The sequence below is a fragment of the Streptomyces cyanogenus genome (assembly GCF_017526105.1).
Classification (GTDB): domain Bacteria; phylum Actinomycetota; class Actinomycetes; order Streptomycetales; family Streptomycetaceae; genus Streptomyces; species Streptomyces cyanogenus.
Genome location: NZ_CP071839.1, coordinates 4,239,622 through 4,253,263, shown reverse-complemented (window position 1 = coordinate 4,253,263; position 13,642 = coordinate 4,239,622). Strand labels below are relative to the sequence as shown.

The window sequence follows — 13,642 nt, the reverse complement described above, 5'->3', positions numbered from 1 at the left end:
GGACAGGCACCGCCGCACGGGCCGTTAGCTCAATTGGCAGAGCAGGGGACTTTTAATCCCTTGGTTGTGGGTTCGAGTCCCACACGGCCTACCGAAAAGACCCCAGGTCAGCACGCGCTCGACCTGGGGTCGTCCGCTTTCACCGCGCACTCCGCCGCCGCCCCGGGGCGTGCCGTTCCGGTTCGGTCAGCACCCCGGGCAGGGTGAGCTGTTCGACGACGAGCCAGTTCACGGCGGGCTACGGGAGTTTGACGGCCGTGCCGGCTGCTTCCGAACCGTGCGCACTGGTGCGCCGGGTGCGCGCGGACTACGGCGCCCGGTACGCCCGGAGGAAGGCGCTCACCCCGGCTCTGAGCAGGCGGTCCGTCTCCGGTTCCGGCAGGGGGAGGACGCCGTAGTGGGTGGCCTGGACGATCCGGTGTGAGATCAGGGCCGTGAAGTGGCCCGCCGCCAGGGACGCGTCGCCGTGCAGGTACAGCAGGCCGGCGTCCTGGAGGTGGGCCATCGCCTCGGTGAGGGCGCGGCCGACCGGTTCCGGGCCGGCCTCGTGCCAGGCCCGCAGGACCTCGGGCGGTACGTGGTCGGCCTCCGCGTGGATGTGCCGGACCAGGGCGAAGTGGTTGGCGTAGTCGGTCATGAGCCCGTGGAAGCCGCGGGCCAGCGAGACCAGGTCGCGTTCCAGGTCGTCGGGGTGCGGCGGGCGCTCCGGGTCCAGTACGGCGTGCAGCCGCGCCAGTTGGGCGTCCCGGACCTCGCTCGACGTCCAGGTCACGACCGTCTGGAAGAGCTGCGCCTTGCCGCCGGGGAAGTGGTTGTAGAGCGTGCGGGTGGAGACGCCGGCGGCGGCGGCGAGCGCGTCGACCGAGGCGCGGGTGTACCCCTCGCGGCCGAAGACCGTGCAGGCCGCGCTCGCGATGGCCATCTGCTTCTGCAGCTTGCGCGGTGACACCTCGCGCTGCGCCTGCTCCAGCCGGGACTCGTTCGTCTGGCCCACGCCCGCCTCCTTCGTGACCAGCCCACTCTAACTGACCTACAACGAGCGTTGTAATTTCTACAACGAGCGTTGTACTTTGCTGTCGGGGCGGTCGTCGTGAGCGGTCGCCCGGCATCGACTTCACTCACAGGGGGACAGCTGTGTCCGTTACCGATTCCGCTTCCGGTGCCCGTGCCGCCGAGGACCGTCCGCTCCGCGTCGCCGTCATCGTCGGCAGCGTGCGCGAGGGACGCCTGGGGCGGGCCGTCACCGACTGGTTCCTGACCACCGCCGCCGCCCTCGACCCCGGCCTCCAGTTCGACGTCGTCGACCTCGCCGAAGTGGACCTTCCGCTGGTGATGCCGGGCTGGGGCGGCACGCCGAGCCCCGAGGCCGTCGCCGCGCTGAAGGAGATCTCGCCGCGGCTCGCGGCCGCCGACGCGTTCGTGGTGGTCACGCCCGAGTACAACCACAGTTTCCCTGCGGTGCTGAAGAACCTCGTCGACTGGCACCTGCGCGAGTGGCAGGCCAAGCCGGTCGGCTTCGTGTCGTACGGCGGTCTCGGCGGCGGGCTGCGCGCGGTCGAGCAGCTCCGGCTGGTCTTCGCCGAGCTGCACGCCGTGACCGTGCGCGACTCGGTCAGTCTGCACGGCCCCTGGTCCGGCCTCGGCGAGGAGGGCGTCCCGCGCGACGCCGACGTGTGCACCGGCGCCGCCAAGGGCATGCTCGGCCAGCTCGTCTGGTGGGCCCGAGCCCTGCGCACCGCCCGCGCCGAGCGTCCCTACGCGGCCTGAGGGGACGGCCGCCGATGACCGCCTCCGACTCCGCACCGGGCGTGGTCTCCGCCTCGCCCGCCGCCCCGGCCCCCACCTCACCCACCGCCCTCTACCGGGTCGTCACCGTCGTGGTCCTCGGCACCGTCATGGCCGTGCTCGACATGACGATCGTGAACGTCGCGCTGCGCCGGCTCTCGGAGTCGTTCCAGGCGCCGTTGCAGACCATCCAGTGGACGGCGACGGCGTACACGCTGGCGCTGGCCGCGGTCATTCCGACGGCGGGCTGGGCGATGGCCCGGATCGGCGCGAAGCGGACGTACGTGACGGCGCTGGTGCTGTTCACGCTGGGCTCGCTGCTCGCCGCCTGCGCCTGGGACGCGGGCAGTCTGATCGCGTTCCGCGCGGTACAGGGGCTGGGCGGCGGGCTGTTGCAGCCGGTCGGCATGGCGATGGGCATGCGGGTCGCGGACCGGGCCAGGCTCGGCCGGGCGATGGGCCTGCTCGGGCTGCCGGTCCTGGTCGGCCCGGTGGCCGGACCGGTGCTCGGCGGCTGGCTGGTGGACTCCGCGTCCTGGCACTGGATCTTCCTGATCAACCTGCCGGTCGGCGCCCTGGCCCTGCTGCTCGCGGCCCGTCTGCTGCCGAAGGACGCGCCCGACTCGCGCGGCCGGGAGCTGCCCCGGCTGGACGTGCCCGGCCTGCTGATGCTCTCGCCCGGCCTGGCCCTGCTCCTGTACGGCCTCGCCCGCGGCGGCGGACGCGGTGACGTCACGATCCCCGGCGCGCTGGTGCCGACGCTCGCCGGTGCCGTGCTCACGGCGGCCTTCGTACGGCGGGCGCTCACCGTCCACGCGCCGCTGCTGGATCTGCGGCTGCTGCGGGACCGTACCTTCGGCGCCGGCATCGGCACGCTCGCCCTGTTCACCTGCGGCTACTTCGGCTCGATGCTGCTCGGTCCGCTGTACTGGCAGCAGGAGCGGGGCGTGACCGCGACGGCGGCCGGGCTGCTCGGAGCGCCGGTCGGGCTGGTGGTCGGTACGACGATGCAGATCGCCGCCCGGCGGATCGACCAGGCGGTACCGCGCCGGCTGGTCGCGGCCGGCTGCGCGGTGGCCGCGCTCGGCATGGCCCTGCTGGCGTGGCAGACCGGTACGGCGGGGGTCGCGCCCTGGCGGATCGTCGCCGCGGGCATGGTGATGGGGGTGGGGTCGGGGATGACCCTGATGCCGGCGATGACCACCGCGACCCGGGGCCTGCCCCCGGACCGGCTGGCCGGCGCGAGCACCGCGCTGAGCATCAACGCCCAGCTGGCCGCGTCGGCCGGCACGGCCCTGCTGTCGGTGCTGCTGGCCACGGCGGGCCAGACCCCGTCCGGTTTCCGCCTCGCCTACGCCGTCACGGCGACCCTCCTGGCCTCCGCCATCCTCCCGGCCCTCCGCCTCCCGGCCCACCGCCAGGGCTGACTTCCGGCCCACCGTCAGGGTTGGCTTCCGGCTCGACCGTCGGGGTTGGCTTCCGCCCACCGTCAGGGCTGACTTCCGGCTCGACCGTCGGGGTTGGCTTCCGCCCACCGTCAGGGCTGACTTCCGGCTCGACCGTCAGGGTTGGCTTCCGCCCACCGTCAGGGCTGACTTCCGGCCCACCGTCAGGGTTGGCTTCCGGCTCGACTGTCAGGGTTGCCTCCCGGCCCACCGCCAGGGCTGACTTCCGGCTCAACCATCAGGGCTGACTCCCGGCCCACCGCCAGGGTTGGCTTCCGGCTCAACCATCAGGGCTGACTCCCGGCTCACCGCCGGGCGTCGAGACCCTGGTTCGTCGCCGGGTCCCCGGTCCGACGGTCGCCCTCGGCCCGCCCTCGGCTCGCAGGATCCGGCCGCCGGCCCGTGCGCCCGGTGCTAGCCCGCCGTCAGTTCGGCCAGGGGCAACGTGTGCTGGGTCTGGAGGACCTTCGCGCGGAGGTAGCGGACGTTGTGGGCCGTGGGGAAGACGCCGGTGGGCACCCGGTCCCGTACCGCGAGTCCGAGCGCGCGCAGCTGCCCGGCCTTGTCGGGGTTGTTGGACAGCAGGTCCAGCTCGGTGACGCCGAGGGCGCCGAGCATCTGCGCGGCGGCCGTGTAGTCGCGGGCGTCCTCAGGGAGGCCGAGGGCGGCGTTCGCCTCGTAGGTGTCGAGCCCCTGGTCCTGGAGGGCGTACGCGTCGAGCTTGTTGTAGAGGCCGATGCCCCGGCCCTCCTGCCGGAGGTAGAGCAGGACCCCGCCGCGGCCGGCGATGCGCTCGACCGCCTCGCGCAGCTGCGGGCCGCAGTCGCAGCGGGCCGAGCCGAAGACGTCACCGGTGAGGCACTCGGAGTGCAGCCGCACCAGCGGGACCGGGCCGGGGTCGCCGAGGACGAGGGCGAGGTGCTCCCGGCCGTCGGTGAGGCCGTGGAAGGTGACGAGTTCCGCGTCGGCGCTGTAGCCGTCGGCGAAGCGCAGCGGTACCCGGACGCGGGCGCGCGGGGTGGCGTCGGGGATGTCGGGCATGTGGGGTCCCTCCGAGGGGTTGCTTCAGATTTGAAGCAGCGCTGTCGACGGGGACCCTACCGCTGCTTAAAAGTTAAAGCAATTGCGGGCCCTGCCCCGGCGGGACCCGGGCGGCTACGGCGAGCAGGAGGACCGGCGCCGCCACGGGACGTCCCCGGCGCCGGGTTCGGCGTCCTCGCCCTGCAGCCCGCGCGCGATCCCCGTACAGATCTCCTCCAACTGCCCCACCTGCTCCGGCGTGAGCCGGTCGAACAGCGCGGCCCGCACCGTCCCGACGTGCCCGGGCGCCGTACGCTCCAGTACGGCCATCCCCTCGTCCGTCAGCGCCGCGAGCGAGCTGCGCCTGTCCCAGCGGCAGTCCTCCCGGCGCACCAGACCGTCCCGCTCCAGCCGGCCCACCACGTACGTCAGCCGGCTGCGGGTGATCTTCAGTGTCTCGGCCAGGTCGGTCATGCGCAGCCGCCGGTCGGGTGCCTCGGAGAGGTTGGCCAGCACCGTGTAGAACAGGTGGGGCATGCCGCCCTCCTGCTGGAGCTGCCGGTCGATCGCGTCCTCCAGGAGGCGGGAGGCGGCGATGTAGGCGCGCCAGGCGCGCTGCTCCTCCGGGGTGAGCCAGCGGGTCGTCATGCCGCCAGTGTAGGTTTGTTTCAAACTTGAACCAAGCCGTACGCCGGCCAACGAGTCCTGCCGACCCCCGCCTCCGGAAGAGAGAGCGCGCCGATGCCCCTGCCGTACGTGCTGCTGTCCGCCGCCGTCTCCCTCGACGGCTACCTGGACGACACCGGTCCCGAGCGGCTCCTGCTGTCCAGCCCGGCCGACTTCGACCGGGTCGACGCGGTACGGGCCTCCGTCGACGCCATCCTCGTCGGCGCCGGCACGATCCGTGCCGACAACCCGCGCCTGCTGGTCAACTCGGCCGAACGGCGCGCGGCCCGCACGGCCGCGGGCAAGCCGGAGTACCCGTTGAAGATCACCGTCACCGCCACCGGTGACCTCGACCCGGCCGCCAACTTCTGGCACACCGGTGGCGAGAAGCTCGTCTACAGCACCGACCGGGGCGCCGAGCGGGCCGCCCGCCTCCTCGGGGGCACCGCCGACGTCGTCCCGCTCGGCCCCGCCCTGGACTGGCGGGCCCTGCTGGAGCACCTGCACGACGTGCGCGGGGTCACACGCCTGATGGTCGAGGGCGGTGGCACGATCCACACCCAGCTCGTCCAGCAGGGCCTCGCCGACGAGCTCCAGCTGGTCCTCGCCCCGCTGTTTGTCGGCGACCCCGCGGCCCCGCGCCTGTTCGGACCGGGCGCCTACCAGGCCGGACGCCTGCGCCTGCTCGACACGAGCCGGATCGAGGACGTCGTCCTCATGCGGTACGCGCCCACGGCCCCCGGCACCGGCCCGCTGCCCACCGCCGCGGACCGCCACTGGCTGCGCACCGCCTGCGAGCTGGCCGCGCAGTGCCCGCCGTCGGAGACGGCGTTCAGCGTCGGTGCGGTGGTGGTGGCCGGGGACGGCACGGAGCTGGCGCGCGGGTACTCGCGCGAGGGGGCCGATCCGGTGGTGCACGCGGAGGAGGCGGCGCTCGCGAAGATCGCTCCGAATGACTCACGGCTGGCCGGTGCGACGGTGTACAGCAGCCTGGAGCCCTGCGCTCGGCGTGCGTCCCGGCCGGCGCCCTGTGCGGAGCTGATCCTGCGGGCCGGGGTGCGAAGGGTCGTCACCGCGTGGCGTGAGCCCGACACGTTCGTCCAGGCGGCCGACGGGACGGGGGTTCTCGTCGCGGGGGGTGCGCGGGTCGTCGTGCTGCCCGAGCTGGAGGATCTCGCCAAGGCGCCGAACGTCCACCTGCTGTGAGCGTCCCGTCCGCTCCGTCGGCTGCTTCGTACGCGGCCGTGGGTGCGGTGGGGCCGGTCGTGCGGTTCCCCGCGCCCCTTCCGGGGGCGCTCCGGCCGGCCGGAAACACCCAGGGCCCGGAATCCAGTGGATTCCGGGCCCTGAGTCTTCAGTAGCGGGGACAGGATTTGAACCTGCGACCTCTGGGTTATGAGCCCAGCGAGCTACCGAGCTGCTCCACCCCGCGTCGTTGTGACTCCAGTGTACGTCATGCGCGGGACCACTCGCACACCCCTTTCGGCCCACAGCGGTCGCCCGGTGTCCCGGGGCCCGGAAACCTGGAAGCACGTCGGACATGTGGGAGACACGCGGTGCGCCCTGGAAAGGTGGAGGAGAGCCCGTACGCCAGGGCGGGCGATCGGCCTCCCGGCGATCCCGTGCCCGACCCGGGCGTCGGCGCCGAACCCGCGCCGGTGCGCGCCCGCCGCCGCCCGGGGCCGCGCGGCCTGGCCCGCGCCCTGCCCGCGCTCCTCGTCGTCTGCGGCGTCCTGTACGGCCTGCTGACCCCCCAGGACTTCACTCCGGTCCCGTTCTTCACCGCCGCCCCGCTGGTCGCCGCCCCCCTGTCCGCGCTGCGCACCACCGTGCTCGCCGGCCTCGCGTCCCTCGCCGCCGCCTACGCCGTGCACGACGACGCCGGTGCCCACCCGACCGTGAGCACCGTCACCGACGTGGTCACCGTGGCCACGGTCGCCCTGCTGGCCGCCGCGATCAACCGGGTGGTCCGGCGCGGCGACCGGCAGCTCGCCTCCGCCCGGGAGGTCGCCGAGGCCGCCCAGCGGGCCGTCCTGCCGGAGCCGGACGCCCGGATCGGCGGCTTCGAGATCGCCGCCCGTTACGAGGCCGCCCGGCGGGACGCGTTCATCGGCGGCGACCTGTACGCGGTGCAGGACACTCCGCACGGCGTCCGGCTGGTCGTCGGGGACGTGCGCGGCAAGGGGATGGGGGCGGTGGCCGCCGTCGCCGTGGTGATCGGCGCGTTCCGCGAGGCGGCCGAGCAGGAGGCGACCCTGGAGCAAGTGGCCGAGCGGCTGGAGCGGGCGCTGGCCCGCGAGGGCACCCGGCGCGACGGGATCGACGCCCTGGAGGGGTTCACCACCGCGGTCCTCGCCGAACTCCCGCACGGCGAGGGCCTCGTACGGATCGTCAACCGCGGCCACCCACCGCCGCTGCTGCTGCACGCCGACGGCACCCTGCGCACCCTCGCCCCCGCCGAGCCCGCGCTGCCGCTCGGCATGGGCGACCTGGGCCGGTGGCCGGACCGGGCCACCGAGGCCGGCTTCCCGAGCGGAGCCACCCTGCTCCTCCACACCGACGGCCTGTCCGAGGCCCGGGACGCCCACGGCCGGTTCTACGATCCCGAGCGGCGGCTCGCCGGGCGCACCTTCCCCGGTCCCACCGCGCTGCTCGACCGGCTCGCCGCGGAGGTGCGCCGGCACTGCGGCGGCGGCATGACCGACGACATGGCGCTGCTCGCCGTACGACGGCCCTGAGGGCCGTCACCGACGGTGAGCGGACGAGCGCCCTCCGCATAACATCTGAGTCACCATCAAAACCGGAAGTGACTGCTGAACTCTCCCGTACTCCGGTCAACTCGCCCGTTTTGGCGGAGTAGTGGCCGATAGCTCCATCGGCAAAAAGGTTAATGATCAAGCCGGACGGCTTGGAAAGTGACTGGCAGGTCTATTAACGTTCGATAACGCAGCGCGGTCGTCCCAGCCGTCACAAGAGGCGGCTCCGTGCGCACGCGCCGAATCCCGCAAGGGAACCGGGGAACCACCACCTTGGGGTGAATCACGCGGACGCCGTCGTGAACTCATGGAGTCCACGACCGGTATACGCGCGTAGGAGACCTTCCTGCTCCGAACCCGTCAGCTAACCCGGTAGGCGGAGGAAGGAAAGGAGTACGCCCGCGTGGCGTCCAACCGGCCTGCCCCAGAAGCCCCGTTCATACCGGCTCAGCGCGAGACCTTCGGCTACGGTTCCTACCGCGCCGAGGAGGGCCCCTGGGAGGAGTGGAACCCGACCGAGGACTCCGTCGCCCCGGTCCGTGGCCGGCACCGCGTCGCCAAGCAGCGGGGCGGCTTCGCGCGCAGCTCCACCGTCCTCGGCGTCGGCGTCATGGCCGCGGTCGGCGCGGGCGGCATGGCGAGCGCCAACACCGGCAAGCCGCCGGTCTCCGTCTCCCTGCCGGACCTGCCCTCCGTCGGCTCCCTCTTCGACGACGGCTCCGACGACGCCCCGGCCGCCGAGGCCACCACCACGCTCAGCAGCGTCGGCGTGGCCACCGTCGACGGCGAGCACGGCTCCGACGCGGGCGAGGCCCTGCGTAACCGGATCATGGCCCAGGCCGAGCAGCAGCAGGGCCAGGCCGAGAGCAAGGCCACCGCCGTCGCGCTCGCCGCCGCCGAGAAGCAGGCCGCCGACACCGCCGCCCGGGCCGAGAAGGAAGCCGCCGCCAAGGCCGCCGCGGCCAAGGAGAAGGCGGAGGCCGCCGCCGAGAAGAAGGCGGAGGAGGAGCGGCTGGCCCGGCTGGCCAAGCAGTACACGCTGCCGACCTCCTCGTACACGATCACCTCGACCTTCGGTCAGGCCGGTTCGATGTGGTCCTCCGGCTACCACACCGGTCTCGACTTCGCCGCCCCCACCGGCACCCTGATCAAGGCCGTCCACAGCGGCACGATCACGGAGGCGGGCTGGGCCGGCGCCTACGGCTACCGCACGATCCTCACCCTGGACGACGGCACCGAGCTGTGGTTCTGCCACCAGTCCTCGATCAACGTCAAGGCCGGCCAGAAGGTCTCCACCGGTGAGGTCATCGGCCGCGTCGGCGCCACCGGCAACGTCACCGGCCCGCACCTGCACCTGGAGGTCCACCCCGGCGGCCAGCCCACCGGGATCGACCCCATGGCGTGGCTGCGCGGCAAGGGCCTCACCCCCTGACGCCTGCGCTCCGCGCGGGACGCCGTGCAGGAATTCGACACCGGTGGCGGGATGCGATCTTCCGCCGCCGGTGTTGACCTGTCGTATGACGTCACTTCGCACACTGGGCTCTTCCGATCTCGAGGTCTTCCCGCTCTGCCTGGGCGGCAACGTCTTCGGCTGGACCGCGGACGAACAGGCCTCCTTCGCCGTCCTCGACGCCTACACGGCGGCCGGCGGCAACTTCATCGACACCGCCGACGCCTACTCCGCCTGGGTCGAGGGCAACCAGGGCGGCGAGTCCGAGACGATCATCGGCAAGTGGGTCAAGGCCCGCGGCAACCGCTCCGACGTCGTCATCGCCACCAAGGTCAGCCAGCACCCCGAGTACCAGGGGCTGTCCGCCGCCAACATCAGGGCCGCGGCCGACGCCTCCCTGCGTCGCCTGGACACCGACCACATCGACCTCTACTACACCCACTACGACAAGCCCGAGGTGCCGGTCGAGGAGATCATCGGCGCGCTCGACGAGCTGGTGAAGGCCGGCAAGGTCCGGCACATCGCCGCCTCCAACATCACCCCCGAACGCCTCCGGGCCTCCCTGGAGTTCTCCGACCGCGAGGGCCTCGCCCGCTACGTCGCCCTCCAGCCGCACTACAACCTGGTCTCCCGGGACACCTACGAGGGCCCGCTGCAGGACCTGGCCGCCCGTGAGGGCCTGGCCGCCGTCCCGTACTTCTCCCTCGCCTCGGGCTTCCTCACCGGCAAGTACCGGCCCGGTACGACCGTCGACAGCGCCCGCGCCGGCGGGGCGCAGAAGTACGCCGGCTCGGAGCGCGGCCAGCGGGTCCTGGCCGCCCTGGACGAGATCGCCGCCGCCCACGAGGCCCCGGTCGCCACCGTCGCCCTGGCCTGGCTCGCCGCCCAGCCGACGATCACGGCCCCGATCGCCTCGGCGCGGACGGTGGAACAGCTGCCGGCGCTGCTGGGGGTGGCGGAACTGACGCTGACGGATGCCGAGGTGACCCGGCTGACCCAGGTCTCCGCCTAGCCTTCCCCCACCGCGGCGGCCCGGCCCGGCGGTGCCGAACCCTCGTCGGCCGGCCGCGCCTACGTCCGGTACGGGTTGTACGCGGCGTACGGCACCGCCGGGTACCCGTACGGCGCCGCGCCCCAGTGCGCCGGCGCCGGTACGGAGGCCCGGCTCGCGTACTCCAGGGCCGGCCGGGCCACGTGCCTGCGCTTCCACAGCTCGTCCAGCAGCTCCCGCTCCCGTACGACGAAGTCGGCCCCGGTCTTCCCCGCCCGCCCCCGGTGCCGCAGGAAGGCCAGCGCGGTGGCGTCCGCCTCGTACCGGGCGACCTCCCGCGCCGCCGGGCGCCCCTGGTGGTGCCGGGCGTAGTCCCGGGCCATCCGGCGTGCCCGCATCGACCCGAGCGCGAACGGCTCGGCCGGACCCAGCCACCCGGCGAGCACATACGCCGGCAGCTCCGCCCGCACGGTGCGCAGCTCCCGCTGCCGGGTCCAGATCGCCAGCCAGGTCAGCAGCGCGAACGCGGGCACCATGAAGGCGCCGTAGACGGCGAAGAAGCCGTACTCGCCGAAGGTGGAGGAGCCGTTCCAGAAGGCGTGCATGCCCATCGCGAGCAGCAGGCCGCAGACCGGCAGCAGGATCCGCCGCAGGTGCTGCCGCTCGGCGGACAGCGCGGCGATGCCGAAGCCGATGCCGGTGAGCACGGTGAACAGGGGGTGCGCGAACGGGGACATCACGATGCGCACGAAGAAGGTGGCGGCGGTGACGGAGGCGATGCCGCGGTCGCCGGTGAGCTGGTCGGTCCCGAAGGCCGTACCGAGGTAGAGGATGTTCTCGGTGAACGCGAAGCCGGTGGCGGTGACCCCCGCGATCACCACCCCGTCCACGATCCCGGTGAAGTCGCGCCGGCGGAAGAGGAAGACCAGCAGCACGGCGGCGGCCTTCGCGGACTCCTCCACGATCGGGGCTATCACCGTCGCGCCGAGCGTGTCGGCGCCGGCCGGGTCCGCCGTCGAGGTGGCTATCCACTTGGTCGCGAAGCTGTTGGCCACGATCGCTATCAGCGCCGCCGCGCAGGCTCCCCAGGCGAAGGAGAAGACCAGGTTCCGCCAGGGGCCCGGCTGAACCCGGTCCAGCCACCGGAAGGCGGCTATCAGCCAGGGCACGGGCAGCACCGCCAGCCCGAGCCCGACGAGGAAGCCCTCCGTGCCGGTCTGCCGCCGCACGAGCGCCAGGATGACCAGGCCGGACAGCACCAGCAGGGAACTCAGTGCTCCGTACCGCACCCACCTGCGCTGCCACCAGTGCGGGTGGCGGAGCACACCGTCGCCGGGGCTCGGGGAGTACGTCGGAAACGGAGGACTGGTGGCCACGGCATCGACCCTAACGGTGGCGGGACGAGGGGCTGGAGCGGATTACCGGTCCTGCCCGGCGGTGCTGTGCGGAACGCGCCGGAACAGCAGGTCTCGCACCACATGTCCCTTGTCCAGTCCCTGTCCCTCGAAACGGGTCAGCGGCCGGAAGTCGGGGCGCGGCGCGAAGCCGCCGTGCGGCTGGGTGTTCTCGAAGTCGGGGTGCGCGGTGAGCACCTCCAGCATCTGCTCGGCGTACGGCTCCCAGTCGGTCGCGCAGTGCACGATCGCGCCGGGCTTCAGCCGCGTCGCGGCGAGCGTCAGGAACTCGGGCTGGATGAGCCGCCGCTTGTGGTGCCGCTTCTTGGGCCACGGGTCGGGGAAGTAGACGCGCAGCCCGTCCAGCGCGTCCGGGCGGAGCATCTCCCGGAGCAGGATGATCGCGTCGCCGTTGCCCACCCGGACGTTGGACAGGCCGTTGCGGTCCGCGAGGTTCAGCAGGTTCCCCTGGCCCGGGGTGTGCACGTCGACGGCCAGGATGTTGGTGTCCGGGTCGCCCGCGGCCATCTGCGCGGTGGCCTCGCCCATCCCGAAGCCGATCTCCAGGACCACCGGGTGGTCGTTCCCGAACAGCTCGCCGGGGTCGATCACCCGCTGCCCGTCGATGTCCAGCCCCCACAGGGGCCACAGCCGCTGCAGGGCATCGGCCTGCCCGGCCGTCACCCGGCTCCGCCGCGGCTGGAAGCTGCGGATCCGCCGCTCGAAGTGCGACCCGGCGGGATCCGCCTTGGGGCCGTCCGGGAAGCGCGGCTCCCCCTTCGCCCGGGTGTGCCGGACGGGGACACCGGGGGCGTGGGGTGCCGAGAGCGGGGCTTCGGGGGTGTTCAGCGAGTCAGACACAGTAAGACCGATTTTACGGCGCCCCGCGCGGGTGCCCGCTCAGCCGGCCGCCGCGAGCATCTCCAGCACCCGGCGCCCGACCTCCCGCCCGATCGGCAGCGAGGCCGTCGCCGCCGGGGACGGGGCGTTGAGCACGTGCACCGCCCGCGCTCCCTCCCGGATCAGGAAGTCGTCCACCAGGGTTCCGTCCCGCAGCACCGCCTGCGCCCGCACCCCGGCCGGAGCCCGCACCAGATCCCCGGCCTCCACACCGGGCAGCAGTCGGCGCACGGCCTCCAGGAACGCGCCCTTGGACACCGACCGGCGCAGCTCACCCGCCCCGTACCGCCAGTGCCGCCGGGCGATCGCCCACGAACCCGGCCACGCCAGTGTCCCGGCCAGCTCCCGGGGCCGTACGACCCCCCAGCCGTACCCCTCCCGGGCCAGCGCCGGCACCGCGTTCGGGCCGATGTGCACGCCTCCGTCGATCCCGCGCGTCAGATGCACCCCGAGGAACGGGAACGCCGGGTCCGGCACCGGATACACCAGCCCCCGCACGAGCTCCGGCCGCGCCAGCTCGTAGTACTCCCCGCGGAACGGCACGATCCGCACCTCGGGCTCGTCGCCGGTCAGCCGGGCCACCTCGTCGCAGTGCAGCCCGGCGCAGTTCACCAGCACGCGCGCCCGGACGACGTCCCCGCCGGCGGTGAGCACGGCCACGCCCCGCTCCGGGCGCCGGTCCACCCGCACGACCCGCGCGCCGTACCGGATCTCCGCCCCGGAGGCCCGCGCCAGCTCCCGGGCGACGCCCACGAAGTCGCACACCCCGGTCGTACCGACGTGTATGGCGGCCAGGCCCCGCACCTCCGGTTCGTACTCGGTGATCTGGGACGGCCCCAGCTCCCGCACCGGAATGCCGTTCTCGCGGCCCCGCTGCACGAGTCCGTGCAGCCGGGGCAGCTCCTCGCGCTCGGTGGCGACGATCAGCTTGCCGGTGACGGCGTGCGCGATGCCGTACTCGGCGCAGAACTTCACCATCTCGGCGGCGCCCCGCACCGCGTACTGCGCCTTGAGGGAGCCCGGGCGGTAGTAGATCCCGCTGTGGATGACCCCGCTGTTGCGCCCCGTCTGGTGCCGGGCCGGTCCCGGTTCCTTCTCCAGCACGATCACGCGTGTGCCCGGCGTGGCCCGCGTGATCGCGTACGCCGTCGACAGCCCGACGATCCCCCCACCGATCACGAGCACATCACAGTCGTACGCCCCGGCCCGCACCTGCACCACCTCCGCCTCCGATA

12 protein-coding genes, 2 tRNA genes and 1 riboswitch are annotated in these 13,642 nt (G+C 73.2%); of the genes, 7 read left to right on the top strand and 7 right to left on the bottom strand.

Translation table 11 applies throughout. The features are described from left to right. The first annotated feature begins 18 nt into the window (after positions 1–18). Positions 19–91: transfer RNA gene (locus tag S1361_RS19110), tRNA-Lys, on the top strand. 216 nt (positions 92–307) lie between these two features. Here the strand turns inward: S1361_RS19110 and S1361_RS19105 are convergent. Continuing rightward, entirely contained in the window at positions 308–994 is a 687-nt protein-coding gene (locus S1361_RS19105) for a TetR/AcrR family transcriptional regulator (RefSeq protein WP_208033047.1), read from the bottom strand. A 140-nt stretch (positions 995–1,134) separates the two neighbouring features. On the opposite strand from S1361_RS19105, the gene S1361_RS19100 reads away from it, so the two are divergent. After that, complete coding sequence (locus S1361_RS19100) at positions 1,135–1,767, top strand: NADPH-dependent FMN reductase (protein WP_208033046.1); 633 nt, start codon at positions 1,135–1,137, stop codon at positions 1,765–1,767. A gap of 14 nt (positions 1,768–1,781) precedes the next feature. Next, positions 1,782–3,212 carry a DHA2 family efflux MFS transporter permease subunit gene (locus S1361_RS19095; RefSeq protein WP_208033045.1) on the top strand — a complete coding sequence of 477 codons (1,431 nt, stop codon included), beginning with the start codon at positions 1,782–1,784 and terminating at the stop codon, positions 3,210–3,212. 432 nt (positions 3,213–3,644) lie between these two features. Here the strand turns inward: S1361_RS19095 and S1361_RS19090 are convergent, their stop codons facing one another. Both S1361_RS19090 and S1361_RS19085 read right to left on the bottom strand, forming a co-directional pair. Then, entirely contained in the window at positions 3,645–4,271 is a 627-nt protein-coding gene (locus tag S1361_RS19090; protein WP_208033044.1) for a GTP cyclohydrolase II, read from the bottom strand. Positions 4,272–4,385: 114 nt separating this feature from the next. After that, positions 4,386–4,898 carry a MarR family winged helix-turn-helix transcriptional regulator gene (locus S1361_RS19085; protein WP_208033043.1) on the bottom strand — a complete coding sequence of 171 codons (513 nt, stop codon included), beginning with the start codon at positions 4,896–4,898 and terminating at the stop codon, positions 4,386–4,388. 93 nt (positions 4,899–4,991) lie between these two features. Here S1361_RS19085 and S1361_RS19080 point away from each other — a divergent pair, with 93 nt between their 5' ends. Then, positions 4,992–6,122 (top strand): dihydrofolate reductase family protein, encoded by a 1,131-nt coding sequence (locus tag S1361_RS19080; protein WP_208033042.1) that lies wholly within the window; start codon positions 4,992–4,994, stop codon positions 6,120–6,122. A 152-nt stretch (positions 6,123–6,274) separates the two neighbouring features. On the opposite strand, the gene S1361_RS19075 is transcribed toward S1361_RS19080, so the two are convergent. Then, a tRNA-Met gene (locus S1361_RS19075) sits at positions 6,275–6,348 on the bottom strand. A gap of 124 nt (positions 6,349–6,472) precedes the next feature. Here S1361_RS19075 and S1361_RS19070 point away from each other — a divergent pair. The 3 genes from S1361_RS19070 to S1361_RS19060 all read left to right on the top strand — a co-directional run bounded on the left by S1361_RS19070 (position 6,473) and on the right by S1361_RS19060 (position 10,134). Continuing rightward, positions 6,473–7,654: a PP2C family protein-serine/threonine phosphatase gene (locus S1361_RS19070; protein WP_208033041.1), complete on the top strand. Its 1,182-nt coding sequence runs from the start codon at positions 6,473–6,475 to the stop codon at positions 7,652–7,654. A 245-nt stretch (positions 7,655–7,899) separates the two neighbouring features. Continuing rightward, positions 7,900–8,066, top strand: a riboswitch (cyclic di-AMP (ydaO/yuaA leader). Between the two features lie 9 nt (positions 8,067–8,075). Next, on the top strand, positions 8,076–9,104 hold the full coding sequence (locus S1361_RS19065) for a M23 family metallopeptidase (RefSeq protein ID WP_208033040.1): 1,029 nt from the start codon (positions 8,076–8,078) through the stop codon (positions 9,102–9,104). Positions 9,105–9,189: 85 nt separating this feature from the next. Continuing rightward, positions 9,190–10,134, top strand: coding sequence for an aldo/keto reductase (locus S1361_RS19060; protein ID WP_208033039.1), 945 nt, complete (start codon positions 9,190–9,192; stop codon positions 10,132–10,134). A 59-nt stretch (positions 10,135–10,193) separates the two neighbouring features. Here S1361_RS19060 and S1361_RS19055 read toward each other — a convergent pair whose 3' ends face one another. Genes S1361_RS19055 through lhgO form a run of 3 tightly spaced genes read right to left on the bottom strand, consistent with a single transcriptional unit; the run spans position 10,194 to position 13,628 of the window. Then, positions 10,194–11,489, bottom strand: a complete 1,296-nt coding sequence (locus S1361_RS19055) for a PrsW family intramembrane metalloprotease (RefSeq protein ID WP_208033038.1) — start codon at positions 11,487–11,489, stop codon at positions 10,194–10,196. Between the two features lie 42 nt (positions 11,490–11,531). Beyond that, the gene (gene trmB, locus S1361_RS19050; protein WP_208033037.1) at positions 11,532–12,368 is read right to left on the bottom strand and encodes a tRNA (guanosine(46)-N7)-methyltransferase TrmB; all 837 of its coding nucleotides are present in this window, start codon (positions 12,366–12,368) and stop codon (positions 11,532–11,534) included. 39 nt (positions 12,369–12,407) lie between these two features. Beyond that, positions 12,408–13,628, bottom strand: coding sequence for an L-2-hydroxyglutarate oxidase (lhgO, locus tag S1361_RS19045; protein WP_208033036.1), 1,221 nt, complete (start codon positions 13,626–13,628; stop codon positions 12,408–12,410). Positions 13,629–13,642: the final 14 nt, after the last annotated feature.

Bases quoted from the DNA above. Each gene is read 5' to 3' on its own strand.
- S1361_RS19095 (WP_208033045.1), top strand. From the start codon at position 1,782: ATGACCGCCTCCGACTCCGCACCGGGCGTGGTCTCCGCCTCGCCCGCC.
- S1361_RS19090 (WP_208033044.1), bottom strand. From the start codon at position 4,271: ATGCCCGACATCCCCGACGCCACCCCGCGCGCCCGCGTCCGGGTACCG.
- S1361_RS19085 (WP_208033043.1), bottom strand. From the start codon at position 4,898: ATGACGACCCGCTGGCTCACCCCGGAGGAGCAGCGCGCCTGGCGCGCC.
- S1361_RS19080 (WP_208033042.1), top strand. From the start codon at position 4,992: ATGCCCCTGCCGTACGTGCTGCTGTCCGCCGCCGTCTCCCTCGACGGC.
- S1361_RS19060 (WP_208033039.1), top strand. From the start codon at position 9,190: ATGACGTCACTTCGCACACTGGGCTCTTCCGATCTCGAGGTCTTCCCG.